This is a genomic window from Actinomyces sp. HMSC065F12, from assembly GCF_001814535.1.
Lineage (GTDB): Bacteria > Actinomycetota > Actinomycetes > Actinomycetales > Actinomycetaceae > Pauljensenia > Pauljensenia radingae_A.
The window spans coordinates 131,487-157,847 of sequence record NZ_KV816976.1; the positions used below are offsets into that span (position 1 = coordinate 131,487).

Sequence of the window (26,361 nt, forward strand, 5' to 3'; positions counted from 1 at the left end):
CTGGGCCTTCTAGGAGGATCCTGAATCAGGACCTATGGACTACGTCTCACTGCGCGTGGTTATGCTGACGGCATTCTGAGCAATGGGACAAAAGTCCCATGACGAATGTCGCATTATGCAGTAAGCGACGAGGGAGTCCTGTCCGCGCCGGATCAGAAGCGTGGAATGTTGCGCATATTTGACGTTGCCATTGACACTGCTTCGCCGGCACCGCGGTTCAACACGATCTTCGACATGGCCGTGGCAAAGCCGAACAGCTGCTCGCCGGTAATTTCAGGTGGAAGGCTCAGCGCGTTTGGATCGGTGATGACTTCGACGAGGGAGGGACCGCGATGGCTGAGCGCCCTCGTCAAGGCATTGCGCACATCCTGAGGATCGTCCACGCGTTCAGCCTGGAATCCCATTGCGGACGCGACATCTGCATAGTGCATGTCGTGCACGTCGGTGCCGAAGTCAGGCATTCCGTCCACGAGCATCTCCAGCTTGACCATGCCCAGCGTTGAGTTATTGAACACGATGACCGTGATGGGCAGGTCATGCATGCGGGCTGTGACCAGCTCGCCGAGCAGCATTGACAGGCCGCCGTCGCCTGAAATGGAGATCACCTGGCGGTCCGGGAATGCTTCCTGAGCGCCGATGGCCTGAGGCAGAGCATTCGCCATTGATCCGTGCAGGAAGGAGCCGATCAGTCGGCGCGACCCCAGCGGATCGATGTAGCGGGCTGTCCACACGTTGCACATGCCGGTGTCGGCGGTGAAGATCGCGTCGCGTGCGGCAATCTCGTTCAGGACGTGTGCGACGTATTCGGGGTGAATCGGCTTGATGTGCTCGACCTTGCGCGTATAGGAGCCGACGGGTGCCTTCATGATCTTGGCGTGCTTCTTGAGCTGCTTCTTCAGGAATGCTGATGAGCGGCGTCCCTTGAGCTGCGGCATGAGGCTGTCAATCAATGCCTTGACATCGGCGCAGATCGGCAGGGACACGTCGGTGCGTCGTCCGAGTTTTTCGGGGCTGTTGTCGACCTGTACGGTCAGCGTGTCAGGCAGGAACTGGTTGTACGGGAAGTCTGTTCCAAGCAGCAGCAGGACATCCGCATCGTTCATGCCTTCTGCAGCTGCGCCGTATCCCAGCAGGCCGGTCATGCCGACATCGAAGGGGTTGTCGTACTGAATGAAGTCTTTCCCGCGCAGGGTATGCCCGATTGGTGCCTGCAGTGCGTCTGCCAGTGCAATGACCTCATCATGTGCGCCCGCCACACCGATACCCGCGAAAATCGCGACCTTCTTGGCTTTGTTGAGCATGGTGGCAAGCTGAGCAACATCATCGGGGTTGGGGTGCAGAATCGGACGGCGAGCCGGAACGAACTGGGGTGTGGGAGCCTGCGCCTTCTGGTCAGACACGTCACCGGGAATCGTCACCACTGCGACACCCTGAGTGCCAATCGCGTGACGGATCGCAGCGTTCATGACGCGCGGAGCCTGTTGAGCGGTGGAAACCATTTCGCAGTACGACGAGCACTCCACAAAAAGCCGGTCGGGGTGGGTCTCCTGGAAGTAAGACTGTCCGATCTGCACGCTGGGAATGTGTGAGGCGATAGCCAGGACAGGCGCGCCGGAACGCTGCGCATCAAAGAGGCCGTTGATCAGGTGCAGGTTTCCCGGGCCGCATGAACCCGCACACACTGCCAGTTTTCCGGACACCTGAGCATCAGCGGCAGCGGCGAACGCGGCCGACTCCTCGTGGCGCACGTGCACCCAGTCGATACCGCCCCTGGCGGATCCTCCGGTTTTGCGCACCGCATCAACAATTGGGTTGAGCGAATCGCCCACGATTCCATAGATCCGATGTACTCCAGCTTCCACCAATTGGCTGACGAGTTGTTCTGCGACGTTCATTGCGTCTTTTTCCTTAACCGTCGAGGATCGATCTGCGAATCACCACATACATGCGGCGCATCTTTTACTGTACGCAATCTTGCTGCCATATACCTCGTGATGACGCTCACGAGGGAGCCCTCGCTCGCAGTGACGGTCGCCATTGACGAGGAGCGAGCATCAACGACGCGGATCCATGTGCCGCACACTGGACACTGTCGCATCGGGCCTGTGGCCTTGGTTAGGATCACTATCGAAACGTCTGATCAATGAAGGGGTGCACGATGTCGGAACAGCCGCGCACAGTGCGAGTCGCCATCCTAGGAGCGGGAACCGTCGGCTCGCAGGTCATTCGACTGATCCACGAACGAAGCGATGACTTGAGCGAACGATGCGGAGCGCAGCTGGAAATCTCAGCTGTCGTCGTGCGAAATGTGCACGCTCCGCGTGATGTTGACATCGATCCGGAACTGCTGACAACGGATGCGGCAGAAGCGATCGACCATGCAGACATCGTCATCGAACTGATCGGCGGCATTGAACCGGCACGTGAATACGTGCTGCGGGCCCTGAATGGTGGGGCAACGGTCGTGACCGGCAACAAGGCACTGCTTGCCGCCCACGGCCCGGAACTGTACGAGGCTGCGGCCCAGGCGGATACGGACCTGTACTTCGAAGCGGCAGTGGCTGGAGCCGTCCCAGTTGTCTACGGTCTGCGTGAATCGCTGGCAGGTGACAAGATCAGCCGTATTGTCGGCATCGTCAACGGCACGACGAACTTCATCCTTGATTCCATGCTCACCGCACACGCCAGCTACGAACAAGCCCTTGCCGACGCGCAGAAACGAGGCTACGCGGAAGCTGACCCCACTGCTGATGTCGAAGGGTATGACGCTGCCGCTAAGTGCGCACTGCTGGCCTCCCTGGCGTTCCATTCACGCGTATCCATGAACGATGTCAGCGTCGAAGGCATCTCGCAGATCACCGCTGACGACATGATGGAAGCGGCGCGCACCAATCACGTGATCAAACTGCTCGCCGTGGCTGAGCGTTGCCTCGACGATCTGGGCAATGAAGTGATCAACGCGCGCGTCCACCCGGCCCTCGTGCCGACAGGACACCCACTGGCCACTGTCGACGGCGTGTACAACGCCGTCATCATCGAAGGCGAATCTGCCGGACGGCTCATGTTCTACGGGCAAGGCGCAGGCGGTGCGCCAACCGCCTCAGCGGTATTGTCCGACCTGGTCGCCGGGGCGTCCCACCGTGTGCACGGTGGCCATGCTCCGCGCGAATCCACCTACGCGCATCTGCCGATCATTGAACAGGGCATGACACGCACCCGCTATCAGCTTCGTCTGCATGTTCATGACGATCTGGGTGTTTTAGCTGACGTGGCCTCCGTATTCGCCCGTCACGGCGTATCCATCCACTCGGTCGACCAGCGTGACGGTGAACCGGGTGCGCAAACCACCATCGTGATCGCCACGCACTGTGCCCGTGAGGCTGACGTGCTGGCAGTAGCTGAAGCACTCCGTCAATCTGACGCCGTCATCGACGTGGCGTCGCTCCTACGTATGGAAGGTGAATAACACATGGCTCATCAATGGCGCGGATTGCTGCGTGAATACGCTGAGCGGCTCCCACTGGAAGAATCCGACCCGGTTGTAACACTGCTGGAAGGTGGCACACCACTGGTAGAAGCTCCTGCCATTTCGAAGCGCGTCGGAGCGCGCGTCTGGCTGAAAGTGGAAGGCGCCAACCCGACTGGCTCGTTCAAGGACCGCGGCATGACAATGGCCGTGTCCAAAATCGCCGCCACCGACACCCAGATGATCGCTTGCGCCTCCACCGGCAACACGTCAGCCTCGGCTGCAGCCTATGCTGTGGCTGCCGGACTGCAATGCGTCGTGATCCTGCCCGCCGGAAAAATCGCTGCAGGAAAGCTGGCCCAGGCCATCATGCATGGTGCCCGCCTGGTTCAGGTCGACGGAAACTTCGACGATGCGCTGCGCATCGTGCGCAAGCTGACGGAAATCTACCCTGTCGCACTGGTCAACTCGGTCAACCCCTACCGCCTACAGGGGCAAAAGACCGCCGCATTCGAAATCGTTGACGCGCTGGGCGATGCGCCCGACATTCACATACTGCCCGTGGGAAACGCCGGGAACATTTCCGCCTACTGGATGGGTTACAACGAATACGCTGGCCAGAAAGCTGTCACCACGATGGAAGAGTCCTACCGGAACCTTCCAGCCGTTGCCACACACGTACCGCAGATGTGGGGCGTGCAGGCAGCCGGAGCGGCACCATTTGTTGCCGGACACCCCATCGACAACCCGGAAACAATTGCGACCGCCATCCGGATCGGATTCCCTGCGTCGTGGGATTTCGCCTCACGTGCGCGCGACGATTCCAAGGGACTCATCACCGCTGTTCCCGACGAGGAAATCATGCGCGCCCAGCAGATCATCGCCGGCGAAGCCGGAGTATTCGTCGAGCCGGCATCTGCCGCATCCGTGGCCGGGCTGCTCCGTGCAGCTGAAGACGGACGCGTTCCGCGCGACGCACGAATTGTGTGCACGGTGACGGGCAATGGCCTGAAGGATACGAAGACGGCGCTCGCGGCTCTGCCTGACGGGGGTGTGCAGGCCGAAGTCGTTGCACCCGACACGCACGAAGTTGCTGAACTGCTGGGGTTGAAGTAGCCGACGTTACCGAGGTGCACGCAGGCGCATCGCTGTGCCGTTAGTGGGCGATTCGGCGCCGTGTGCGGTCTAGACTAAGTTTCATCGCCTCATGAACGGCGGCGAGCGCCGCCCTCGTTCACTGTTAATCAATGTGTGGGAGACCATCGTGCAACTGCGTGCGGATTTTGCTCGTGTCAGCGTGCCGGCCACCAGCGCCAATTTGGGGCCGGGTTTTGACTGTCTCGGGATCGCACTGGATCTGCGCGACATCGTGTCCGTTCACGCCACTGCCGGCCCGACCAGCATTGTTGTCGAGGGCGAAGGGGCAGGCACTGTCAGCGAGGGCGACGACAACCTGATCGTGCGTGCGATGCGAGTGGGCTTGGATCATGTGGGCGCGCCGCAGGTAGGCGTGAGAATGCACTGCCATAACGTCATTCCGCACAGCAGGGGATTAGGCTCATCGGCCAGTGCCGTCGTGGCGGGACTGGCCCTGGCGCGCGAGCTGATCCGCGACGCTGAGGCGCTGGATGATCACACGATCCTGCAGCTCGCCACGCACATGGAAGGGCATCCGGACAATGTGGCCCCCGCAATCGAAGGCGGCATGACAGTGGCGTGGATGGGTGATGATGACGCTCAGGCCCTGCGATTTGAGCCCCCCGCGTCGATGACGCCCACCGTGTTTATTCCTGATTTCCCACTCGCCACGTCGAAGGCGCGTCAGGTCCTGCCCGACGTCGTGCCCTATCGCGATGCTGTTGCCAACATTTCACGTGCAGCTGTGCTGGTTGCCGTCATGTCCGACAATGCGCGCACTGTCGGCTCGGACGATGCGGATATCAGCCGCTGGCTTTTCGACGCAACTGAGGACCATCTGCACCAGGAATACCGGCGCGCCGTGATGGAGCCGTCACTGGCACTGGTTGACTGGCTGCGTGAAGCCGGCGTGGCGGCAGTGGTCTCCGGCGCAGGACCCACTGTCATGGCGTTGAACCACGTGGATGATGACATGCGTGCGAGCGCGCAGCGGTCGGGTTGGACTGTGCGCTCTCTGGCTGTCAGCGGGGATGGAATCCGAACAGATCGCCCGCAGCGTCCCAATGTGTGATTTTCCGCTCAACAATCCTCGCATTGCCACGCGAAAGATGGCATAGTGGGGGGAGAAGTGGTTAAACTTTTCAGCGGTGACTGTGTTGTACAGTCATAGCCGCTGTGTCGGCCATCCTGGTACTCGTCACAAGACTTGTTCGACGTGTACACCTCCGTTTGTGTATCTTTCAACGGATTTCATCTGCCCGCATAGGGCGATCAAGTGAGGAACAATTAGTGAGCAACGATCACACTGATGGCGCATCGAATCACGCGCCATTGTCAGCCATGAAGCTGACGGAGCTGAAGGCACTTGCAGCGCAGATGGGGCTCCGCGGAGTCTCGACCATGCGCAAGGCCGATCTGGTCTCCACCATCGAAGCTGCCCGCCGCGGCAACAATTTGTCTCAAGCACGCTCAGAGCACAAACGCCCTGCCGCTGACGCCTCTGAACGCCACCAATCTGAATCGACAGGCGAACAGGCCTCGACACCGACACGGTCACGAGGACGTCGCCGCGTCGCCACTGCCGGTGCTGTCGAGCCGCGTCAATTCTCACTCGACTTTCCTGGGTCGGACTTCCAGAGCAAGCCGCTGGCTCCCAAGGGTGACGGCCACGACGAGGGCGACTCATCTGACGAGCACCGCGAACGCAAGCCACTGGCCCGCAAGGGTAATGGTCACGGACGTTCACGCTCCAACCAGTATGACCGCAGCAACGAGGCGCGTGAGAATCGCGCGGCCGCCCTCGATGTGCGTGCTGAACTCGCCGGTGTTCACAGTGATGATGACTCGGCCGACGCTGAGCAGTCCGGTAGCGAGTCAGCTCACCGCAAACTCAATGAGATTGAACTGCCTGAAGGCGACAACGCGAACAACTCCCGTGGGCGCGGTCGCAGAGAACGCAATGCGCGCCGCCGCGGACGAGACCGTGACGAGCGCCGAGACCGCTCAGATCGTTCGGAGCGAAATTCGCGCAACAACCGACGTCGCGACAATGAGCCGGAAATTCGTGAAGACGATGTGCTGGCACCTATCGCAGGCATCCTGGACGTTCAGGAAAACCACGCCTTTGTTCGTACCTCGGGATACCTGCCCGGCCCGAACGATGTGTACGTCACTTTGGGCAATGTGCGCCGGTGGAACCTGCGCGCAGGCGATGCCGTCTCCGGTGCGGTGCGTCAGCCTCGCGAAGGCGAGCGCCAGCGCCAGAAGTACAACGCACTGGTCAAGGTGGACACCGTTAACGGAATGTCTGTCGAGGAAGCCGGCGAGCGCCGCGAATTCGGCAAACTGACGCCGCTGTACCCCAATGAGCAGCTGCGCCTGGAAACCACCCCGAAGGCCGTAACGCCTCGCGTCATCGACCTGGTGGCACCGATCGGCAAGGGACAGCGAGGATTGATCGTCTCCCCGCCGAAGGCCGGTAAGACGATGATTATCCAGCAGATCGCCAAGGCAATCGAGGTCAATAACCCTGAGGTTCACCTCATGGTCGTCCTGGTTGACGAGCGTCCTGAAGAAGTCACCGACATGCGCTCCATTGTCAAGGGTGAAGTCATCGCCTCCACCTTCGACCGCCCCGCTTCCGACCACACCACGGTTGCCGAACTTGCCATTGAGCGAGCCAAGCGCCTGGTCGAGCTGGGACAGGACGTTGTCGTGCTGCTCGATTCACTCACGCGCCTGTCACGCGCCTACAACCTGGCGGCACCGGCGTCAGGTCGTATCCTCTCCGGTGGTGTGGACGCTTCCGCGCTGTACCCGCCCAAGAAGTTCTTCGGCGCAGCCCGCAACCTCAAGGAAGGCGGCTCACTGACCATCGTGGCCTCTGCCCTGGTGGAGACCGGGTCCAAGATGGACGAAGTCATCTTTGAAGAGTTCAAGGGCACCGGCAACATGGAACTGCGCCTGTCGCGCGCGCTGGCAGATCGTCGAATCTTCCCGGCCATCGATGTCAACGCCTCGGGCACTCGTCGCGAGGAAGTCCTGTTCAAGCCTGAAGAGCTGCGCATCATGTGGAAGCTGCGCCGCGTCCTCGGATCCCTTGAGCAACAGCAGGCACTGGAAGTGGTTCTGGACAAACTCAAGGAAACCCAGTCCAATGCTGAGTTCCTCATGCTGATCCAGAAGACCACGCCGAACGCTGACTAGATCACACACCGGCGGTGCAGGTGGGTAATCTCACCTGCACCGCCGGTACATCATCTGGATCTATCGGCCGGAAAGTGGCACAATTGCAACTCGGTTCCGGTTCACCGCGTAATGCGCGATGTCGATGATTGCGCATGCGGACCCGGCGTCCTCGAATCCCGTAAGGAGAAAACCATGAAAAAGGGTATCCACCCCGAATACGTTCCCACCACGGTGACGTGCACATGCGGCAACTCGTTTGAAACACGCTCGACGATTACGTCGGGTCAGATGCGCGTGGACGTGTGCTCCCAGTGCCACCCGTTCTACACGGGTAAGCAGAAGATTATGGATACTGGTGGCCGCGTGGCTCGCTTCGAAGCCCGTTACGGCAAACGCAGCAAGTAGCGTTTGACTTCAGCGCCGGTGACCCGTCAGGGCACCGGCGTCTTTGTATCGCACATCTTTTCGCCACAATCGGAGGAGCTCGCATGGCATCGGCATCACACGCAGATGAATTCCCGACGCTGCAGGCACTGCTCGAAGAGCACCATAGTGTCGAGCAGCAAATGGCAGATCCTGCACTGCACAACGATCAGGCAAAGGCTCGTAAAGTGGGGCGGCGCTACGCCGAACTGAACCGTGTTGCCGAGGCTTACCAGCGCTACTGCGCAGCCACTGATGATATGGAAGCAGCTCGCGAACTCGCTGAGGAGGATCCCTCATTCGCGGATGAGGTGACAAGCCTGGAGGAACAGACCCGCCAGGCGCACGATGCCCTCGTCGATATTCTGACGCCGCGCGACCCTGACGACGCGCTCGATGTGATCCTGGAAGTCAAGAGCGGTGAAGGCGGCGAAGAATCCGCCCTGTTCGCAGCAGACCTGGCACGTATGTACGAGCGCTACGCCACCACGAAGGGATGGTCGGTCACCGAACTGTCCTCCACGCCCACCGAGCTGGGCGGCTTCAAGGACATCACGATGGCGATCCGCGCCAAAGGCACACCCAGCCCGGAAGAAGGCGTGTGGGCTCATCTCAAGTACGAGGGTGGCGTTCACCGCGTCCAACGCATTCCTGTCACCGAATCGCAGGGACGAATCCACACCTCTGCTGCCGGCGTATTCGTCATGCCGGAAGTTGAAGAAGATGACGAAGTTGAAATCGACCAGAACGATCTGCGCATCGACGTCTACCGTTCGTCAGGGCCTGGCGGACAGTCAGTGAACACGACGGACTCGGCTGTGCGCATCACTCACATTCCGACCGGCATCGTCGTGTCGATGCAAAATGAGAAATCGCAGCTGCAAAACCGTATCGCAGCTATGCGCGTGCTGGCATCCAGACTTGCTGCTGAAGCCAGGGCCAAGCGTGAGGCTGAAGCCAGCGCACAGCGCCTGTCTCAGGTACGCACCGTTGACCGCTCGGAGCGCATCCGCACCTACAATTTCCCGGAAAACCGCATCTCTGACCATCGCACCGGTTTCAAGGCCTACAACCTTGACCAGGTGTTGTCCGGCTCCCTGGATCCTGTCATCCAGTCAGCGATCGACGCTGACGAGGCAGCGCGCCTGGGCAAAGCGGGCGATGAATAGGGCACTGAACGAGCAGCTGGTGCTGCCGCGTTCAGCAACCTATACGCCACGCGAATTGTTCGCGTGGGGCAGACGCGCCCTTCAAGCAGTCAACCTGGAGGGAGCACACGCCGACCAGGATGCCCGTGAGCTGCTGGAATGGGTACTGGGCTGTGACAGCCTCGTGAGCGCCCCGGACCAGGTGGGCGCGCGCGCAGCAGAACGCTACCGCTGCGCCATCGCATCGAGGCGCACCAGCATTCCTCTGCAGCACATCACAGGTCGCATGTATTTTCGGATGCTCACCCTGCGCGCAGAGCCCGGCGTATTCGTTGTTCGACCCGAAACCGAAATGGTCGCGCAGCACGCCATTGACGCGGCGCGAACCTGCAGTGCGGATGAGCCTGTGGTGGTGGACCTGTGTACAGGGTCGGGAGCCATCGCACTTGCGGTTGCCACCGAGGTACCCGCCTCGCGCGTTCTTGCCGTGGAGATTGACGAGGCTGCCTGTCAGCTTGCCGCTCGCAATATCGCTGACATCGAGCCGGTGCGCGTTCATCTGGTACGCGCCGATGCATTATCCGCCCTCGTCGAATACGAGGGGAGGGCCGACGTTGTCGTGTCGAACCCGCCGTATGTTCCCGGCAGCGCCCACCCTACGCAACGCGAAGCGCAACTGGACCCGCCGCGTGCCTTGTATGGCGGGGGAGAAGATGGGCTGGTGATCCCACGTGGCATCATGACCCGGGCGCGCGCCCTGCTGGCTCCGGGCGGCACACTCGTTATGGAGCACGCCGAATCTCAGGCAGAGGATCTGGTGGCATACGCTACAGCTCAGGGCTTCACGAATGTGCATACGGCACCGGATTTGACGGGACGGCCCCGCATGGTTATCGCAACCGCCCCCGTCGTGGAACAATAGCCGCGTGGCACATTCGACTATTCTTCACTGTTCACATGGCATCTCAGCGCAGGATCTGCAGCGCATCCGCACGTGTGTCAACCGTGGTGGCCTCATCGTCATGCCGACCGACACGGTCTACGGGATCGGCGCAACCGCACACGACCCTGCCGCCGTCGAAGCTGTTCAACACGCCAAGGGGCGAGGACGCTCCAAACCACCGCCGGTTCTGGTCGCAGATAATGAAGCGCTGGACGTGCTTGGCACTGACATCAGTGAGAGCACGCGTTTACTGGCGCGACGGTTCTGGCCTGGAGGCTTGACGCTGATCGTCCGCGCCCACCCCGACCTGGGCTGGGATCTGGGCGACACGGGCGGCACGATCGCACTGCGCATGCCTGATAGTGAGGTGGCGCTGTCGATTTTGCGCGAATGCGGTCCAATGGCCGTCACATCAGCGAATCTGACGGGCGAGCCTCCCGCCACCAGTGTTGAGGCGGCCGCTGCCTCGTTCGAGGATCACGTCGACCTGTATATTGACGGTGGTCCAACGGCGGGGGCGACTCCCTCGACGATCATCAATATGGCCACGGAGCAGCCCACACTGATCCGCCTGGGCGTCATCGACCCGCGCGACCTGGAAGATACAGCGGGCTGCACTTTTAAAAGTCCTGAGGACAAGTAGAGGCCGCCACCGATGAAGGTCTACCTGCTGCTCATGCTCATAGCCAGTGGTGTCACCGCGATTATGACGCCGCTGGTGCGATGGGCGTGTCTGCGGTGGGGGATTGTGCCGAAGCTGCGTGAACGCGATATTCAGGTCACACCGATACCGCGACTGGGTGGCATCGCCATGACCGTCGGTCTGCTCATCACTTTGCTGATCGGCTCACGAATCCCGTACATGGCGCCCGTGTATTCGACCAGCATCCCGTGGGCAGTGATGGCAGGTGCTGCAGCCATGTGCGTGCTGGGCGTGCTCGATGACCTGCTGGAGCTGGACTGGCTGACCAAACTGACCGGACAGATCCTGATCGCCGGTCTCATGGCACTCCAGGGTGTTCAACTCGTTTCATTTCCCATCTTCGGCATCACGATCGGGTCGTCACGGTTGTCGCTGATTGCCACCGTGTTCGTCATGGTCGGCATCATCAACGCCGTGAACTTCATTGACGGTCTGGACGGTCTGGCGGCCGGAGTCGTGGGGATTGGTGCGGCCGTGTTCTTCGGGTATTCCTACCTGCTGTCACGCCAGCTTGGTGCACAGTCATATGCGACAACCGCGTCACTGATCGTGATTGCACTGGTCGGGATCTGCGCCGGGTTCTTGTGGTACAACTATCACCCCTCGTCCATCATGATGGGCGGGGGAGCTGAGACGCTGGGATTGATTCTGGCTGCCTCCGGTGTCATCGTCACCGGTCAGATCGACCCCAACGTGCTGGAGCGAAGCCAGATCATCGCCGGTCTCATGCCGATTATTTTGCCCCTGGCTGTGATCGTCGTCCCCATCGGAGATCTGATGGTGACGGCAGTTCGACGCATGATGCGTGGGAAGAGCCCATTCCACGCCGACCGCTCCCACTTCCACGATCGCCTATTGGCACGAGGACGTTCCCATCGCGCCGTTGTCATGATTTTGTATTTATGGACGGCGATCATTTCGACTGCCGCATTGTCCTTGCTGCTGGTTGAATGGAACCGGACAGTGATGATTTTTGTGCCGCTGATTGTCCTGGCCACGATCCTGACCGCATCTGAATTCCCGTGGAAGATATCAGCGCGCGCACGCCCGCCACAGTCCGAGGCAGATGCGCCCGACCCGAGATCCGAAAGGTAGCCATGTCACTCGACAATGACCACACGCCCACCCGCGCAGCTACTCAGCCAGCGATGAATCACGCCATGACAGCGCTGCGCCGGTTCATAGTGCTTGCAGGCGTCGTGATGACAGGCGGGATCCTGGTGTGCTGGGCGTTGATGTCAACGGTCGGCTGGGCGACCGCGCTGGTCAGCATCCTGGTTGTGGCAGTCCTGTGCGCCGCCGAATTCGTTGCACTGCCGCGCATGGTCGCGCAGGGACCGAATCTGTTCCTGGCGTGGATCGGCGGGGGATATTTGCTCAAGCTTGTGGCAGTGGCGGTCGCGCTCTTGGCATCGCGCCCCCTGGGGCTCAATCACCGCGTTGTCGCGATGACGGTAATCGTGACAATCCTCTCATTGATGGTGATTGAACTCGTGATTTTGATGCGTACGCGCACCCCCACGGTGGTCCCAGCTGCGACGCAATCCGGTCAAGTGGCGCAAACTCGCGACTACTCCCGCACGCGGTTAGGTGAGCACGATCCGGGTGCTGACACCTCAATGTGACGTTTGTCCCGCGTATCAGGTAGTTTTGGCACTAAAGAGGGTCTGAACCCTGTTAGAGTAGGGACGCTGCAACGCTCGTGACACCACGTGTCGGCTAGCCTGTAGCGCAGTGCATGCGGATCGAAAGGAGGCCGTCCTCGGCGATGTCAACGACCCAGGTGTCCACACAGGTCACGTCACGCTCCGCTGAGCCCAGGCGACGTAACCTTCCGCTCTGGTACTGGATTGTCACGGCAGGTCTGGTTCTTCTGATAGCTCTGACAGCTATTCCTGCGCTGCGCAGCCATCCCCACAGTCCCGGTGTGACAGATTTCTTCCCGCCATCGCTGTTCGGACCTGAACACGGTACGGTGGTCAACCGCCTGACACTGGCACGCATCATTGCTGCGGTGCTGATCTGTGCTCTGTTTGTTGCGGGCGCAATGAGGGCGAAGATCGTCCCCACTCGCTTCCAGCAACTGATTGAAGCATGCGCCCTGTTTATCCGCGATTCGATCTCCATCCCGATGTTGGGGGAGAAGCGAGGGCGACAGTACGCGCCACTGATCGGCGTCTTTTTCTTCGGCGTGATCGCAATGAACATCACCGGCATCGTTCCCGGTATCAACATTGCCGCCTCGTCGGTAATCGCTGTGCCGCTGGTGTTCGCAATCTTCTCCTACGTGTCGTTCATCTGGGCGGGTATCCGTACCCGCGGTGTCGGCACGTTCTTTGCTGAGCAGCTCTTGCCGAAGGGACTCCCTAAGCCGGTTTACCTGCTGATCACTCCCATCGAGTTTTTCTCAACATTCATTGTCCGCCCTGCAACGCTGGCGGTCCGACTCCTGTGCAACATGATGTCGGGACACCTGTTGCTCGCATTGACGTTCTTCGGGACGTCAGCCCTGCTGGCGGCGGCAGGCTCGCTCAAGGCTCTGGCGGTCGCCACATTCGCGGCAGCCATTGCAATGACGCTTTTCGAGATCTTCGTCGCCTTCCTGCAGGCCTACATTTTTGCCACGCTGACTGCTGTCTACATCAAGTTGTCGGTGGAATCCCATTAGTCAAATACACAGCCGCTTGGCACACACACAGAAAAGGAAGAATCCATGACCGGAACAATCGCCTACATCGGCTACGGAATTGCAACCCTCGGACCTGGTTTGGGTATTGGCATGCTGGTGGGCAAGACCCAGGAAGCAACCGCCCGTCAGCCTGAGGTTGCCGGCCGTCTGTTCACCAACATGATCATCGGTGCCGCACTTGTCGAAGCCCTCGCCTTGATCGGCTTCGCAATGCCCTTCGTCGTTCAGTGATATTCATGTTGCCAATGCAAGAAGCAGGAGATGCGGCGGCTGGGACGAGCGTCCTCGTCCCACCAGTGGCCGAAGTCTTTCTGTCTGCCATCATTTTGCTGGGAATCTGGCTTGTCATCGGCAAGTTCGCTCTTCCCCGCATCTACGCGATGATGGATGAGCGCGAGGAGCGCATCGAGGCCGGTCTGCATGCTGCTGAACAGGCACGTGAAGACCGTGCACTTGCTGAACGCGAACGCGAAGAGGCGTTGGCGCAGGCCAACGTTGAGGCTCATTCCATTCGCGAGCAGGCAAATGCTGACGCGAAACGCATCAAGTCTCAGGCTCGCGAATCCGCCCAGGAAGAAGCCGCCCGCATTCAGGAGAACGCTCAGCGCCAGATTCAGGCTGAACGCCAGTCAGCAGTGGTTTCGCTGCGCTCGGACATTGGTGAGCTGGCAACCCAGCTGGCCGAACGCATCGTCTCTGAGCAGCTCAGGGATCAGGATCTGTCACATCGGGTGATGGACCGCTTCCTCGATGACCTTGATGACATGTCGTTGAGCACGCCTGCGTCGACCTCCGCACAGCCGCAAGGAACGAACGCATAATGCGCAGATCAAGCCGCATGAGTGTCGATGCCGCACAGTCAGTTGTGTCGCGCATCTTGTCGCCCACGTTCTCTGAAACTGACCAGGGACTGCGTGTGGCGGAAGAGCTCTTCGCTATCGCAGATATGGTCAGGGACGATTCACGCTTGGGTCGCTCATTGACCGATCCGGCGCGCGCTCGTGAGGACAAGGTGCGTCTGGCTGACGACTTGTTCGCCGCCACGGTCACCTCTCAGACGCTCGAGGTGATTCACACTCTCGTTGAGGGCGAGTGGTCATCGTCCAGTGACATTATCGAGGGTCTGGAGCAGGTGGGTATTCACGCTCTTCTGCGTGACGCGAAGTCTCATGACGGCTTGGACCGGGTTCTTTCCGAATTGTCCGACATTCACCAGGTCCTCCTGTCCAACCGGGAGCTGCGCACGCAGCTGTCGGTGCTGGGGCGTGGATCATCTGACGATCGGGCAGCTCTGGCGGAAAAGATTTTCGGACCTCACGTCAGCGCATGGACTCTGCGGATTGTGCGCCGCCAGGTCGGACGGCTCAACAAAGGACAGCTGATGTCGCATCTGCGCCATATCGCGCAGGACGCAGCGTCCCTGAAAGATGAAAACCTGGTGTCCGTCATCAGTGCCGGCCCGTTGACAGATACTCAGATGCATCGCCTCCAGACGATGCTCAACGAGAAACTGGGCGAAACGGTCAGCATCGACATGACATACGATCCCTCCCTGATCGGAGGATTCCGAATCATCTCCGGCGACCTCGTCATAGATTCATCGATAGCAACGCGACTACGACAGTTGCACCAATCCCTCGCGCACTGATAGATGAAGGCGCACCACAATACACAGACAAAGGAAACGCTCAATGGCTGAACTCTCGATTAGCTCCGAAGAGATCCGCTCGGCTCTCGATTCTTTTGTGGACTCCTACAAGCCCACTCAAGCGGCAGTCGAAGAAGTCGGACACGTCACCGAAACGGCCGACGGCATTGCCCGCGTGGAAGGCCTGCCCGGTGCAATGGCAAACGAGCTTCTTCGCTTTGAAGACGGCACGCTTGGCGTGGCCATGAACCTCGACGTGCGCGAAATTGGTGCCGTTCTGCTGGGTGATTTCAGCGGCATTGAAGAAGGCCAGCCGGTTCACCGCACAGGTGACGTTCTGTCTGTGCCGGTTGGTGACGGATACCTGGGGCGCACCGTTGACCCCCTCGGCAATCCGATCGACGGTCTGGGCGAGATCCAGGATCTGACGGGTCGACGCGCCCTCGAACTTCAGGCACCCGGCGTGATGATGCGTCGTTCGGTCCACGAGCCGCTCCAGACCGGTCTGAAAGCTATCGACTCGATGATTCCGATCGGACGTGGCCAGCGTCAGCTGATCATCGGTGACCGTCAGACAGGTAAGACCACCATCGCGATCGACACGATCATGAACCAGCGTGATAACTGGCTGTCGGGCGATCCGAGCAAGCAGGTGCGCTGCATCTACGTGGCGGTTGGCCAGAAGGGTTCGACGATCGCATCGGTGCGCTCCACACTGGAAGAAAACGGGGCGATGGACTACACCACCATCATTGCCTCACCGGCATCCGACCCCGCAGGCTTTAAGTACCTTGCGCCCTACACCGGATCCGCTATCGGACAGCACTGGATGTACGAGGGTAAGCACGTCCTCATCGTGTTCGATGACCTGTCCAAGCAGGCCGAGGCCTACCGAGCCGTGTCCCTTCTGCTGCGTCGCCCACCGGGGCGTGAAGCATACCCCGGCGACGTGTTCTACCTGCATTCACGTCTGCTCGAACGTTGCGCCAAACTCTCCGATGAACTGGGCGGCGGATCGATGACGGGTCTTCCCATCATCGAAACGAAAGCGAACGACGTATCGGCCTACATTCCGACCAACGTCATTTCAATCACCGACGGCCAGATCTTCCTGCAGTCGAATCTGTTCAACTCGAACCAGCGCCCTGCAGTCGACGTCGGTATCTCGGTGTCCCGCGTGGGTGGCGACGCTCAGATCAAGGCCATGAAGAAAGTGGCGGGCACGCTGAAACTGACGCTGGCCCAGTACCGTTCGATGGCGGCGTTCGCAATGTTCGCTTCCGACCTTGACGCCACGACCCGTTCGCAGTTGACTCGTGGTGAGCGTCTGATGGAACTGCTCAAGCAGCCGCAGTCCACGCCGTACCCCGTGGAAGAACAGGTCGCATCGATCTGGGTGGGTACGCACGGCTACCTCGACGAGCTGGACGTGTCTGACGTGAGTTCCTATGAGCATCAGCTTCTGGACTACCTGCGCTCACACTCCGACGTGCTGACCACGATCCGCGAGACTGGCGTGCTGGATGATGACACGGAGAATGCTCTGCGTGAGGCCGCAGAGAAGTTCACGCAGCAGTGGCTGAGCGCTCAGCCAGGTGAGAACCTGGAGGACGGCGAGGTTGAAGCTGAACATTCACGTGAAGAGATTATCCGTCGTCGCCGTGAGAAGAAGGCCTGATCGATGGCTGGTCAGCAGAGGATCTACAAGCAGCGCATTGCGTCTACGCAAACGCTGAGCAAGGTCTTCCGCGCCATGGAGATGATTGCAGCCTCCAGGATCGGCGCGGCGCGTCGCGATGCGACCGAAGTGGGACCCTACGAGCAGGCGATCACGCAGGCTGTGGCCTCAGTTGCCATCCACACGGATATGGGGCACCCGCTGACCGACGTGCGAAACGACACGCCTCGCGTGGCCGTGCTGGTGGTCGCTTCTGACCGAGGCATGGCGGGTGCCTATTCAGCGACAATTCTGCGTGAAACAGAGCACCTTATCACCACGCTGCGCGAAGAAGGGAAGACCCCGATCCTGTATACCTGCGGGCGTCGCGCCAAGAATTACTTCAGCTTCCGTGGCGCTGAGATCGAGCGTTCGTGGGAAGGTGAATCGGACGAACCCAGCCTGGAGATGACGCACAGCATCGCCGAGGAACTGCTGAAGCGGTTCCTGGATGAGGACAGGATGACCGGCGTGTCCGAGGTTCACCTGGTCTACACGCGATTCCGGAACATGATGAGTCAGATTCCTCAGGTCAGGCAGATGCTGCCGCTGACTGTCGTGGATGCCTATGGTGAAGGCGAGACAAATGAAGTCGATCCGGTAAAGGACGACGGATCACTGCTTTTCCCTGAATACGAATTCATCCCGTCTGCGCGCGACGTCCTCGATGCTTTGCTGCCTCTTTATGTGGAAAGCCGCATCCGCAACGTTCTGCTTCAAGCCGCCGCATCGGAACTGGCGTCGCGTCAGCGAGCGATGCACACGGCAACCGACAACGCTGAAGAATTGATTACGAAGTACACGCGTTTGGCGAATTCGGCCCGCCAGGCGGAGATCACGCAGGAAATTAGTGAGATCGTGGGCGGGGCCGACGCCTTGGCTAACGGCTGAGCCCACATGATGGAGAAGATGACCATGACAGAATCACCAGAAACCGGCGAAGGCCGAGTTGCCCGCGTCGTCGGCCCCGTTGTCGACGTCGAGTTTCCGCCTGACCGGATCCCGGCCCTCTACAACGCACTGCAGGTGGATGTGGAGCTGCCTGACCAGGGCGAAGGATCCGAATCATTCGTCATGACGCTGGAAGTCGCACAGCACTTGGGTGACAACCTGGTTCGCACAATCGCACTCAAGCCGACTGACGGCCTGGTGCGCGGTGCCCGCGTGCGCGACACCGGCGGCCCCATCACTGTCCCGGTCGGTGACGTCACCAAGGGACACGTCTTCAACGTGATCGGTGAACCGCTCAACCTCAAAGATGGCGAACAGCTCGAAATCACAGAGCGCTGGCCTATTCACCGTCAACCACCTGCATTCGATCAGCTTGAGCCACGCACCAAGATGTTCGAAACGGGCATCAAGGTGATCGACCTGCTTACCCCCTATGTGCAGGGCGGCAAGATCGGCCTGTTCGGCGGCGCAGGCGTGGGCAAGACCGTGCTGATTCAGGAAATGATTCAGCGTGTTGCTCAGGATCACGGCGGCGTGTCCGTGTTCGCCGGTGTGGGCGAACGTACCCGTGAAGGCAACGACCTGATTCACGAAATGGCTGATGCAGGCGTCTTCGACAAGACCGCACTGGTCTTTGGCCAGATGGACGAGCCGCCGGGGACCAGGTTGCGTATCGCGCTGACCGGCCTGACGATGGCGGAATACTTCCGCGATGTACAAAACCAGGACGTGCTGCTGTTCATCGACAACATCTTCCGTTTCACTCAGGCAGGTTCCGAGGTGTCCACCCTGCTGGGCCGTATGCCCTCGGCCGTGGGTTACCAGCCGAATCTGGCGGACGAGATGGGCCAGCTTCAAGAGCGCATCACCTCTGCCGGTGGTCACTCCATTACCTCGCTGCAGGCCATCTACGTGCCAGCCGATGACTACACGGACCCCGCGCCGGCTACCACGTTCGCGCACCTGGATGCGACCACGGAACTGTCCCGTGAGATCGCGTCGAAGGGTCTGTACCCGGCGGTTGACCCGCTGTCATCGACCAGCCGTCTGCTTGACCCGGCTGCGATCGGCCAGGAACACTACGATGTGGCAATCCACGTCAAGGCCATCTTGCAGAAGAACAAGGAGCTGCAGGACATCATCGCCATTCTGGGTGTCGACGAATTGTCCGAGGAAGACAAGGTCACGGTTGCGCGTGCACGTCGAATCGAACAGTTCCTGTCACAGAACATCTATATGGCTGAAAAGTTCACCGGCCAGCCAGGCTCCACCGTTCCGCTGTCAGAAACCATCGAAGCCTTCAAGCGCATTGCCGAGGGCTACTACGACAAGGTTCCTGAGCAGGCATTCTTCAATATCGGCGGCATTGAGGATCTGGAGCGCAAGTGGCACGAACTTGAGGCAGAATCCTGATGGCCGAGACAGGGGCGCTGAGCGTCAAAATCGTGACGAAGCGAGGCCTGTCCTGGCAGGGAGCTGCGCAGTATGTGCAGGTCCCAGTCGAAGACGGCTCGCTGGGCATTTTGCCTCATCGTCAACCATTGTTGGCTAGATTGAAAGAAGGTCCCGTCATTCTCACCATTGGCGACGACACGAAGACATTTCCGGTAGCCGGCGGATTCGTCTCCGTGGATTCTGACGTTGTCACCGTTGTTGCAGAAGGCATGGAGTCCTGAGAACACTGAGAACTACGTCCGTGATGAGCATTCATCACGGACGTAGGCGATATTACTGCATGGAAGGAGCTACAGCATCATGAACACTGCGTTGGTGTGGGCGCTGTGGCTCATCGTCATACTCGCCGTCATCGCTATGCTGATCGTCGGCTATATCAATGTGCGTGCCCGCCGGCTGGACACCTACCTGGGATCGTTTAGATGCTGGGCGCGCCGAGACTCTCAGTCCGGCTGGACAGCCGGAGTCGCCCATTACGGAGTCGAAACCCTCACCTGGTACCGCCTGGTGGGGTTTTCCATGCGGCCGGTTTTCTCAATGCCTCGACGTACCCTTGAAGTCTCAGCGCCCGACACTCGCTCTGTTGACGGAACCATGATCGAAGTGCATCTGGTCTCCGGTGATGATCGCTGGCAGGTGGCGATGGCCGCATCCAGTTACAACGGCCTGGTGTCATGGGCAGAATCTGGCCCTCCGCGTTCCTCGCAATCGTCCATCGACTAAAACGAGCAAAAAGGCAGGCACGCTTTCGTGCGTATCGTAGTAGCAACATGTTCAGTTGATTATTCAGGCCGGCTAACCGCGCACCTGGACAAAGCCCCGCGCGTCATCATGCTGAAGGCAGACGGCTCGGTCCTGGTTCACTCCGATGGCGGCTCCTATAAGCCGCTGAACTGGATGAGCGCCTCGTGCCATATGCGCATCGATGAGCCCAGCACCGATGAAACGGATCTAGGCGTGAGCGAGGTGTGGACTGTTCAGGCCGCCAAGTCTGACGACCAGCTGCTCATCCGTATTTTCGACGTTCTCCACGACGTCAACGAGGACCTCGGCGTGGATCCGGGCCTCATTAAGGACGGCGTGGAAGCCCACCTGCAGGCTCTGCTGGCTGAACAGGTGCCCTTGATCCTGGGAACGGGATACTCGCTGGTTCGCAGAGAATATCCCACGCCAATCGGGCCGGTGGATCTGCTGGTGCGCGACGAACACAATGTTCCCATCGCTATCGAGGTGAAGCGACGCGGTGGCGTCGACGGAGTGGAACAGCTCACTCGCTACCTGTCGCTACTGGCCAGAGATCCCCTGCTTTCTGACATTCGCGGCATTTTCGCTGCTCAGGAGGTCACGCGGCAGGCACGCACACTGGCAGAAGACAGAGGAATCCAAGTAGTCGTACTCGACTACGACGCAATGCGAGGCGTCGATGACGCAGAATCTCGCCTGTTCTAGGAAAAGAGAGACCATGACGGATCAGACTGATCAATCCACTTCACTCGTTGCTCTTCGAGGACGGGTCGTCACACCGGATACGGTGATCGACGATGGGGCAGTGGCGTGGGACCGCGACACCATTATCTGGGTCGGTGATGCGGCGGCGCAGGAGGCCCCCTCGTCAATTCGTGAACAACTCAATGATCTGAAGCCGAGCGATGACATCATTATCCCTGGCCTCGTCGACGTGCACTGCCACGGCGGTGGTGGCGAATCGTTCCCGAACGCGCAGACCCCCGAGCAAGCGATGACGGCTGTTACCGAGCACCGCGCTCACGGGACGACCTCCCTTGTTGCATCGCTGGTGACTGCTGACGCGCAGACCCTCAAGGAACGTGCTGCCATGCTCGCCACGCTGGCCGATCGAGGGGAGCTGGCTGGAATCCACTTTGAAGGTCCGTTCGTGTCTCATGAGCGCTGTGGCGCGCAGGACCCACAGTTCATCTGCGACCCGGATCCCGTGCTGACAGCTGAACTGCTGGACGTGGCTGGCGGGCACGCGGTGACCATGACCGTGGCGCCGGAGAAACCGCACGCCAGCGGTGAGGGTTCAGTGGCTGAAGTACTGCGCGAGGGGGGTGCTCTGCCATCGTGGGGGCATACGGATGCAGAGCCGGACGACGTTCGAGCCGTCTTTGAGGACGCCCGAGGACGCTACGCTGATCAGCTGAAAGACCCGGACCATACACGTCCCCTGGCGACGGTGACGCACCTGTTTAACGGCATGAAGCCGATGCACCACCGCGATCCCGGTTCCATTGCAGAGTTCCTTGCAGCGGGTGCGCGAGGTGATGCGGTCGTGGAGATGATCTGTGATGGTGTGCATGTCAATCCCACGCTGGTGCGCTGTGTGTACGAGGTTCTCGGACGGTCGCGCTGCGTCTTCATCACTGATGCGATGGCTGCTGCCGGAATGGCGGATGGCAGCTACCAGCTTGGGCCTCAGGCTGTGACGGTAACTGATGGGATTGCTCGTCTGACTGATGGCGGAGCGATCGCCGGTGGAACAGCTCACCTGCTCGATTGCGTGCGCGTCGCAGTAGGCGCTGGAATTCCGCTGGTCGATGCGGTATTTATGGCATCTGCTCAAGGTGCCAGAATCCTTGGCGATGAGACGGTGGGGGCACTCGAAGTCGGCAAGCGTGCTGACGTGGTCTGTCTGGATTCTGAGCTGCACCCCTTGCGCGTGTGGCGCGCGGGTGTCGTGTGCGATAGGAATAAGTAAGAGCGGCAAGACGACGTAGGCGGCCAGAGGAGCGATCACGACATGGGGCGGGGCAGACGGTCACGAAAACGACCTTGGGGCGGCGAACATCCGCGCCTCGATATGAGTCGTCTGGCCTCCATGCCGCTTAGTGCCGAGGGGCCTGGTGGGCTGCACTATCAGGTGTCGTACGTGTCGGGATCGCAGAAGACGTACACGTGTCCTGGTTGTGTCCATCCGATTGCTCCTGGCACACCTCATGTGGTCGCGTGGCCCGAAGAAGCACCCTTTGGATGGGATCAGGGGGTGGAAGCCAGACGCCATTGGCACCGGCATTGCTGGGAGCACCGGCTTCGGCCCCTCTGAGCCTGACTTGTTGGGCCTGTCTCGTGAGCCCGTCAGGCACTGCCCTTTTCGACTCTGCGATATGATGGATTATTACCATCGGTTCTGCGCTCACATCAACGGGCACTGTATTGTGAATGACATACGAGGAATTTTTGCGGAGGAGCGGACACTGTGAGTGGTATCAGACGTTACGCCAGCGCTTTAGCCCTTGCAGCAGTGGCTCTTGTTGCTGGCATCATCGGCATTTTGACACTGACCGTTTGGGCACCTGGACAGCACATTGAGGCCAAGGCTGACCCAGATCAGCCCTATGTGATGACGCGTGCGCGTGTGCTCCCTTTGAAAGCAGAAGACGTGACAGTGACCGTCGAAGCTGCCGATGCGTCGACGCCCGTCAGTGTCGTGGTTGGATCCACTCCTGATGTGATCGGGTGGCTCGGTGACGAGGCTTATACCGAAGTTGTGGGCCTGGAAGCTGGTATGACACAGCTGAAAGTAACCGACCATGCGGAAACGGATGCGAATCAGGCGCAATCGTCGGATGTGGCTGATGGCGAGCAATCCGCAGCTGCTCCTCAGTCAACGGCCGATGGCCAGGCACAGTCCGAAGCCCAGACTGCCAAGGAAGAAGCTCAGTCGGGGGCCTCGATTGCGAACCCGTTGGATAATGACATGTGGTTGGATCAGGCAGCCGGCCAGGGGAGCGCGTCGCTCACACTGAAAGCCGTTCCTGACACGGTGTCCGTACTGGCCACGACAGACGGTTCGAAAGCCCCGACATTGACGTTGACTTGGCCGGTTGAGCGCACCAATATCGCAGCGATCGCCGTGTGGCTTTTGACCATTGTCCTGGCACTGATCGCCGCAGTCATGGCGGTCATCATCTGGCGCAACCAGCGTCGCCGCGCGGCACGTGCCGACGAGCTGAAGTCTCGTGACCAGGCTGATACCACCGACACCGCCCCGATCGACATCTCCCAGATGCCAGACGCCGAGGAAGCCTCTGACGAGGCAGACGATGAGGGTGACGTGTCGCAAGCTGAGGACGGTACCCATGAAGCAGACAAGGCTGAGTCGCTTGATGTCAGCGAGCCGGTCCCGGTAGCCGACCTGACAGATGAAGCTGACGGCTTGCCTGAGGAGCAAGCCCACCGGCAAGAACACGATCACTGTGAAGAGGTGAAACGCTCCGAAGAGGCGAACCAGTACGAAGCAGCGGAAGAGCCGGAAGAACTTGCTGAATCCGCTGAACCTGTCGAGCCGGCCATGAACGGCGAAGCTGAAGACCTCGTCGAACAGAAACAGGCTGCCGAACCCGCTGAGTCGGAGGAAGCTGTAGAACCGGCTGAGCTTGCTGAGCCGGCTGAGACTGCAAAGCCAGCCGAACCAGTCGAACATTCGGCCCCCACCGATTCGGGTGTCATTGACATGTCCGTGGCTCGTGTACCGATGGTCTTCCCGACGCGACGCGCATTACGCGAAGCGCGCTCCCGAGGCGAAGAATCGGTGAATATCGATGGCCACGAATTCAACACTGGCCTCATCCCGATCGTCCCGTCGGCGCACCAAGCAGACAGCGGCGACACCCTCGTACGTCAGACAGACGGCGACCGTGCGGAAAACGAAGCCGACCATGTGAGCGGCACTGGACACGCGAGCCGAACCGACCGTTCACAGGACGGCGACGATCCACGGGGCGACGATACACAAGCTGACGCCGAACGACCTCAGGACACTGGCCGTTCCCAAAAGGGCGCATGGACGTCCATCATGTCGAACTGGCTGCATCGTGACGGAACAGGATCGACCAAGGAGGAACAGTGATACGCCGCCGCATCTGCGCTGCCGTGGTGATGCTCGCATCACTGTCGATGGTCAGCGCCTGCTCGTCAGGAGAAATAGAAGTACCGGCCACTGAACAGCCAGCGTCCGGCGCAAACGGTGCGGCCAACCTGGATGCCAACCGCATCAACACGATCCTCGGACATATCCAGGCCGCACTCGACCAAGCCAGTGACGAGGGCACGACCGAAGCCCTGTCCGGACGCGTCAAAGACCCGGCTCTGCGCATGCGCGGTGCACAGTTCGTGCTCGCCAAAGCCAAGGACACCACGGTGCCGCAGCTGAGTCTCACCGGGGAAATGGTGACATCGACCAACTCAACGACGTGGCCGCGAATGTTCCTGGACATCGAGCAAAGCTCGGACGGGGAACTGCCGATTGTTTACGTCATCACTCAGCAGGATGCGCGCTCCAATTACGAACTGGAGAACTGGGTGCGCCTTCTGGGCGGCTCAGAATTCACGACAGCCCCACTGGAGACGGGTGCAGCATACGTACCTGCCGATGCCGACGGCTTCATCATGACGCCCAGCGAAGCAGTGGAAAAATACGTCGAAATGCTCAATTCTGGCACCGCCGGATCCGACATGTTCGCAGAAGACGAGTATGCGCGCTCGCACTTCGACGAGATCGCATCGCTCGGACAATCCGTGCAGGCCGCCGGTACCGTCACGGCTCACGCACAGACGGAGGGATTGCCGATCTCAGGACTCGTCTTGAACAACGGATCAGCCCTCGTGTCCGCATCGTTCGCAATGACGCACACCTACCAGCGCACGGTTGCCAGATCCACCATGCAGCTGGGCGGCTCCCCTGCGGCTATTAACGAGGGAGACCCCAAGGTTATCGGATCGGCATCTGCAAAATACCTGGTCTCGGTTTTGATTGAGCTGCCGCAGGCCGGATCCGATCAGAAAGCTCGCGTCATCGGCGCTGAACGTGTGATCGAGCAGGTCACGCGCGACGATTCAACCAAACCCGAAGGAGAATAAGTGGCAGAGAGTGATCCATCAATGGCGCAGCACAATTCGCAGCGGGAACCAGCCTCGCGTGCAGCGCACAGCGCGGAGGCCTCCGAACAGTCTCACGTGCAGCGTCAGGTCGCCGATTCTCACGGTGCCGTTGACCTGTCCGCTTCGGGCGTCCCTGCTGCCGCTCCTGCCGACGGTGATGCCGGGGTGCAACTGAACGTGCCTTTGATTCGCGACTGCGATGACGCTCAGTTCGAGGACATCATGGCAACGTCACGCACTGTTCCTGTGCTGATGGCACTGTGGTCATCGCGCTCCTTGGAGTCATCGTCCGTTCTGTCCATGCTGGAGGGGATCGTCCGCGAAAGGAGCGGCGCCTTCCAGTTGGTGAAGATCGAGGTGGAGAAAGCTCCGGGCATCACTCGCGCACTTCAGGTGCAGGCCTTGCCGACGGTGTGTGCACTGATCGGTGGGCGCCCGATCCCGCTCTTCCAGGGAAATGCGATTAAAGAACAGGTCGTGCCGGTCCTGGATGAACTGTTGACGGCAGCCCAGCAGATGGGGGTTACGGGCCGCGTCGCAGTCAGCGGGGAGGACGTGAAGGCGCCCGTACCGCCTGAACACCAGCATGCGTTGGACCTGGAAGAATCAGGTGACCTCGACGGCGCGATCGCGGCGTGGGAGAAGATCGTGGAGCGCAATGCGCGCGACCACGATGCCGAAGCCCAGTTGGCGCGCGTGCGTCTGCTTGAGCGCGGCACGGCTGGGAATGCGGATAACGACCTGGATCATGCTGATGAGCTGTTTAACGCCGGCCAGCACGCTCAGGCCTTCGACGTTCTGATCAGCGCTTTGGAGCACAGCACCGATGATGACAGGCGTGAAGAGCTGCGCACACGCATCCTGGACTTGTTCCGCGTGGCCGGATCCTCACCGGAAGTCAACGCTGCCCGTCGCAGGCTGGCAACCGCTCTCATGATCTAGAGGCTGGTGTGGTGATCGCACCTGAGGCAGCTCGAATCGGCTCGTCCGCGCG

At 60.2% G+C, this 26,361-nt stretch carries 25 protein-coding genes; 24 read left to right on the plus strand and 1 reads right to left on the minus strand.

What is annotated here, in order from left to right:
- Nucleotides 1-152 precede the first annotated feature (152 nt).
- Nucleotides 153-1,895 (minus strand): pyruvate dehydrogenase, encoded by a 1,743-nt coding sequence (locus HMPREF2975_RS05725; protein WP_070726417.1) that lies wholly within the window; start codon nucleotides 1,893-1,895, stop codon nucleotides 153-155.
- 263 nt (nucleotides 1,896-2,158) lie between these two features.
- Here HMPREF2975_RS05725 and HMPREF2975_RS05730 point away from each other — a divergent pair, with 263 nt between their 5' ends.
- From HMPREF2975_RS05730 to HMPREF2975_RS05850, 24 genes are all read left to right on the plus strand, one after another.
- Nucleotides 2,159-3,466, plus strand: a complete 1,308-nt coding sequence (locus tag HMPREF2975_RS05730) for a homoserine dehydrogenase (protein WP_058236994.1) — start codon at nucleotides 2,159-2,161, stop codon at nucleotides 3,464-3,466.
- Between the two features lie 3 nt (nucleotides 3,467-3,469).
- Nucleotides 3,470-4,582 carry a threonine synthase gene (gene thrC, locus HMPREF2975_RS05735; protein ID WP_070726420.1) on the plus strand — a complete coding sequence of 371 codons (1,113 nt, stop codon included), beginning with the start codon at nucleotides 3,470-3,472 and terminating at the stop codon, nucleotides 4,580-4,582.
- Nucleotides 4,583-4,730: 148 nt separating this feature from the next.
- Nucleotides 4,731-5,675: a homoserine kinase gene (gene thrB, locus HMPREF2975_RS05740; RefSeq protein ID WP_070726485.1), complete on the plus strand. Its 945-nt coding sequence runs from the start codon at nucleotides 4,731-4,733 to the stop codon at nucleotides 5,673-5,675.
- Between the two features lie 269 nt (nucleotides 5,676-5,944).
- Nucleotides 5,945-7,810, plus strand: a complete 1,866-nt coding sequence (rho, locus tag HMPREF2975_RS05745; protein ID WP_058237821.1) for a transcription termination factor Rho — start codon at nucleotides 5,945-5,947, stop codon at nucleotides 7,808-7,810.
- A gap of 174 nt (nucleotides 7,811-7,984) precedes the next feature.
- Nucleotides 7,985-8,197: a 50S ribosomal protein L31 gene (gene rpmE / locus HMPREF2975_RS05750; RefSeq protein ID WP_058236992.1), complete on the plus strand. Its 213-nt coding sequence runs from the start codon at nucleotides 7,985-7,987 to the stop codon at nucleotides 8,195-8,197.
- A gap of 83 nt (nucleotides 8,198-8,280) precedes the next feature.
- Complete coding sequence (gene prfA, locus HMPREF2975_RS05755) at nucleotides 8,281-9,384, plus strand: peptide chain release factor 1 (RefSeq protein ID WP_070726425.1); 1,104 nt, start codon at nucleotides 8,281-8,283, stop codon at nucleotides 9,382-9,384.
- The gene (prmC, locus tag HMPREF2975_RS05760; protein WP_070726427.1) at nucleotides 9,377-10,285 is read left to right on the plus strand and encodes a peptide chain release factor N(5)-glutamine methyltransferase; all 909 of its coding nucleotides are present in this window, start codon (nucleotides 9,377-9,379) and stop codon (nucleotides 10,283-10,285) included. The genes prfA and prmC overlap by 8 nt, the downstream gene beginning before the upstream one ends.
- 4 nt (nucleotides 10,286-10,289) lie before the next feature.
- Nucleotides 10,290-10,949, plus strand: coding sequence for an L-threonylcarbamoyladenylate synthase (locus tag HMPREF2975_RS05765; protein WP_070726430.1), 660 nt, complete (start codon nucleotides 10,290-10,292; stop codon nucleotides 10,947-10,949).
- Between the two features lie 12 nt (nucleotides 10,950-10,961).
- On the plus strand, nucleotides 10,962-12,104 hold the full coding sequence (locus HMPREF2975_RS05770; RefSeq protein ID WP_058236989.1) for a glycosyltransferase family 4 protein: 1,143 nt from the start codon (nucleotides 10,962-10,964) through the stop codon (nucleotides 12,102-12,104).
- Between the two features lie 2 nt (nucleotides 12,105-12,106).
- Entirely contained in the window at nucleotides 12,107-12,634 is a 528-nt protein-coding gene (locus HMPREF2975_RS05775; protein WP_058236988.1) for a hypothetical protein, read from the plus strand.
- A 143-nt stretch (nucleotides 12,635-12,777) separates the two neighbouring features.
- Nucleotides 12,778-13,677 carry a F0F1 ATP synthase subunit A gene (atpB, locus tag HMPREF2975_RS05780; RefSeq protein ID WP_070726433.1) on the plus strand — a complete coding sequence of 300 codons (900 nt, stop codon included), beginning with the start codon at nucleotides 12,778-12,780 and terminating at the stop codon, nucleotides 13,675-13,677.
- A gap of 45 nt (nucleotides 13,678-13,722) precedes the next feature.
- Nucleotides 13,723-13,929, plus strand: coding sequence for an ATP synthase F0 subunit C (gene atpE, locus HMPREF2975_RS05785; protein WP_058236986.1), 207 nt, complete (start codon nucleotides 13,723-13,725; stop codon nucleotides 13,927-13,929).
- Between the two features lie 5 nt (nucleotides 13,930-13,934).
- A complete protein-coding gene (locus HMPREF2975_RS05790) occupies nucleotides 13,935-14,519 on the plus strand; it encodes a F0F1 ATP synthase subunit B (protein WP_058237819.1) in 585 nt (194 codons plus the stop codon).
- Complete coding sequence (locus HMPREF2975_RS05795; protein WP_058236985.1) at nucleotides 14,519-15,346, plus strand: F0F1 ATP synthase subunit delta; 828 nt, start codon at nucleotides 14,519-14,521, stop codon at nucleotides 15,344-15,346. Before HMPREF2975_RS05790 ends, HMPREF2975_RS05795 begins: the two co-directional genes overlap by 1 nt.
- Before the next feature lie 43 nt (nucleotides 15,347-15,389).
- A complete protein-coding gene (gene atpA, locus HMPREF2975_RS05800) occupies nucleotides 15,390-17,024 on the plus strand; it encodes a F0F1 ATP synthase subunit alpha (RefSeq protein ID WP_070726435.1) in 1,635 nt (544 codons plus the stop codon).
- Nucleotides 17,025-17,027: 3 nt separating this feature from the next.
- Nucleotides 17,028-17,954, plus strand: coding sequence for a F0F1 ATP synthase subunit gamma (locus tag HMPREF2975_RS05805; RefSeq protein ID WP_058236983.1), 927 nt, complete (start codon nucleotides 17,028-17,030; stop codon nucleotides 17,952-17,954).
- Between the two features lie 18 nt (nucleotides 17,955-17,972).
- The gene (gene atpD / locus HMPREF2975_RS05810) at nucleotides 17,973-19,427 is read left to right on the plus strand and encodes a F0F1 ATP synthase subunit beta (RefSeq protein ID WP_371935771.1); all 1,455 of its coding nucleotides are present in this window, start codon (nucleotides 17,973-17,975) and stop codon (nucleotides 19,425-19,427) included.
- A complete protein-coding gene (locus HMPREF2975_RS05815) occupies nucleotides 19,427-19,690 on the plus strand; it encodes a F0F1 ATP synthase subunit delta/epsilon (RefSeq protein WP_058236982.1) in 264 nt (87 codons plus the stop codon). Before atpD ends, HMPREF2975_RS05815 begins: the two co-directional genes overlap by 1 nt.
- A gap of 79 nt (nucleotides 19,691-19,769) precedes the next feature.
- Nucleotides 19,770-20,192 carry a DUF2550 family protein gene (locus HMPREF2975_RS05820; RefSeq protein ID WP_058236981.1) on the plus strand — a complete coding sequence of 141 codons (423 nt, stop codon included), beginning with the start codon at nucleotides 19,770-19,772 and terminating at the stop codon, nucleotides 20,190-20,192.
- A 27-nt stretch (nucleotides 20,193-20,219) separates the two neighbouring features.
- Nucleotides 20,220-20,918 carry an endonuclease NucS gene (gene nucS / locus HMPREF2975_RS05825; protein ID WP_070726439.1) on the plus strand — a complete coding sequence of 233 codons (699 nt, stop codon included), beginning with the start codon at nucleotides 20,220-20,222 and terminating at the stop codon, nucleotides 20,916-20,918.
- 13 nt (nucleotides 20,919-20,931) lie between these two features.
- Complete coding sequence (locus tag HMPREF2975_RS05830; RefSeq protein WP_058236979.1) at nucleotides 20,932-22,185, plus strand: N-acetylglucosamine-6-phosphate deacetylase; 1,254 nt, start codon at nucleotides 20,932-20,934, stop codon at nucleotides 22,183-22,185.
- 498 nt (nucleotides 22,186-22,683) lie between these two features.
- Nucleotides 22,684-24,336 carry a hypothetical protein gene (locus tag HMPREF2975_RS05840; protein WP_141757307.1) on the plus strand — a complete coding sequence of 551 codons (1,653 nt, stop codon included), beginning with the start codon at nucleotides 22,684-22,686 and terminating at the stop codon, nucleotides 24,334-24,336.
- Nucleotides 24,333-25,346, plus strand: a complete 1,014-nt coding sequence (locus HMPREF2975_RS05845) for a DUF8094 domain-containing protein (protein WP_058236976.1) — start codon at nucleotides 24,333-24,335, stop codon at nucleotides 25,344-25,346. Before HMPREF2975_RS05840 ends, HMPREF2975_RS05845 begins: the two co-directional genes overlap by 4 nt.
- The gene (locus HMPREF2975_RS05850; protein WP_227469280.1) at nucleotides 25,347-26,309 is read left to right on the plus strand and encodes a tetratricopeptide repeat protein; all 963 of its coding nucleotides are present in this window, start codon (nucleotides 25,347-25,349) and stop codon (nucleotides 26,307-26,309) included.
- Nucleotides 26,310-26,361 lie beyond the last annotated feature (52 nt).

Excerpts from the sequence above, each read along its gene's own strand:
- HMPREF2975_RS05805 (WP_058236983.1), top strand. The coding sequence starts at position 17,028 with ATGGCTGGTCAGCAGAGGATCTACAAGCAGCGCATTGCGTCTACGCAA.
- rpmE (WP_058236992.1), top strand. The coding sequence starts at position 7,985 with ATGAAAAAGGGTATCCACCCCGAATACGTTCCCACCACGGTGACGTGC.
- HMPREF2975_RS05770 (WP_058236989.1), top strand. The coding sequence starts at position 10,962 with ATGAAGGTCTACCTGCTGCTCATGCTCATAGCCAGTGGTGTCACCGCG.
- prfA (WP_070726425.1), top strand. The coding sequence starts at position 8,281 with ATGGCATCGGCATCACACGCAGATGAATTCCCGACGCTGCAGGCACTG.
- rho (WP_058237821.1), top strand. The coding sequence starts at position 5,945 with ATGAAGCTGACGGAGCTGAAGGCACTTGCAGCGCAGATGGGGCTCCGC.
- atpE (WP_058236986.1), top strand. The coding sequence starts at position 13,723 with ATGACCGGAACAATCGCCTACATCGGCTACGGAATTGCAACCCTCGGA.
- HMPREF2975_RS05830 (WP_058236979.1), top strand. The coding sequence starts at position 20,932 with ATGACGGATCAGACTGATCAATCCACTTCACTCGTTGCTCTTCGAGGA.
- thrC (WP_070726420.1), top strand. The coding sequence starts at position 3,470 with ATGGCTCATCAATGGCGCGGATTGCTGCGTGAATACGCTGAGCGGCTC.
- HMPREF2975_RS05795 (WP_058236985.1), top strand. The coding sequence starts at position 14,519 with ATGCGCAGATCAAGCCGCATGAGTGTCGATGCCGCACAGTCAGTTGTG.
- HMPREF2975_RS05775 (WP_058236988.1), top strand. The coding sequence starts at position 12,107 with ATGTCACTCGACAATGACCACACGCCCACCCGCGCAGCTACTCAGCCA.
- prmC (WP_070726427.1), top strand. The coding sequence starts at position 9,377 with ATGAATAGGGCACTGAACGAGCAGCTGGTGCTGCCGCGTTCAGCAACC.
- HMPREF2975_RS05790 (WP_058237819.1), top strand. The coding sequence starts at position 13,935 with ATGTTGCCAATGCAAGAAGCAGGAGATGCGGCGGCTGGGACGAGCGTC.
- HMPREF2975_RS05730 (WP_058236994.1), top strand. The coding sequence starts at position 2,159 with ATGTCGGAACAGCCGCGCACAGTGCGAGTCGCCATCCTAGGAGCGGGA.
- HMPREF2975_RS05725 (WP_070726417.1), bottom strand. The coding sequence starts at position 1,895 with ATGAACGTCGCAGAACAACTCGTCAGCCAATTGGTGGAAGCTGGAGTA.
- HMPREF2975_RS05820 (WP_058236981.1), top strand. The coding sequence starts at position 19,770 with ATGAACACTGCGTTGGTGTGGGCGCTGTGGCTCATCGTCATACTCGCC.
- atpB (WP_070726433.1), top strand. The coding sequence starts at position 12,778 with ATGTCAACGACCCAGGTGTCCACACAGGTCACGTCACGCTCCGCTGAG.
- HMPREF2975_RS05815 (WP_058236982.1), top strand. The coding sequence starts at position 19,427 with ATGGCCGAGACAGGGGCGCTGAGCGTCAAAATCGTGACGAAGCGAGGC.
- atpD (WP_371935771.1), top strand. The coding sequence starts at position 17,973 with ATGACCATGACAGAATCACCAGAAACCGGCGAAGGCCGAGTTGCCCGC.
- atpA (WP_070726435.1), top strand. The coding sequence starts at position 15,390 with ATGGCTGAACTCTCGATTAGCTCCGAAGAGATCCGCTCGGCTCTCGAT.